1 protein-coding gene is annotated in these 476 nt (G+C 50.0%); it reads right to left on the bottom strand.

Going from position 1 to position 476, the window contains the following annotated elements; translation table 11 throughout:
• A partial coding sequence (locus B2Z72_RS15000; RefSeq protein WP_297005206.1) for an amino acid--tRNA ligase-related protein occupies positions 1 to 476 on the bottom strand: 476 nt, incomplete at both ends.

The following is a 476-nucleotide window of genomic DNA, read 5'->3' as shown; positions in this document are numbered from 1 at the left end:
TCTTCGGCATCGTTAAGCTCGGAGAAGCCGTTAGCCAGCTCACGTCCGCCAACGAAGAATTCAAAGCGGTCAGTCACAAATGGGTTGTCGTCGTTACGGCGTGCCAGTGGAGAAACTTCCCATGGGTATTCGGTAATAAAGGTCGGCTGATCGAGCTTCTCTTCCACGGTTGCTTCAAAGATTTCGGTCAGTACTTTACCCGGGCCCCAGCCTGCTTCTTTCGGGCCAAAGTGAACGCCCACACTCTTCGCATATTCGATGAGTTTTTCCAGGTTATCTTCCGCATGACGGATGATGGCAGGGTCCATCTCAGGATTATATTTAATCACGGACTCCACCATGCTCAGACGCTTGAAATTAGCGCCAAAGTCATAGGAAGACTCACCGTATTCAATGGTCGTGGTACCCAGAACAGTTTCAGCAATGAACTTCAGCATGGCTTCGGTGATGTCCATCAGGTCGTTGTAGTCTGCATA

The organism is Thalassolituus sp. UBA6592 (assembly GCF_002433655.1).
Classification (GTDB): Bacteria; Pseudomonadota; Gammaproteobacteria; order Pseudomonadales; family Oceanobacteraceae; genus Venatoribacter.
The sequence above is the reverse complement of the archived record's forward strand: the minus strand, read 5'-3'. Positions and strand labels throughout refer to the sequence as shown.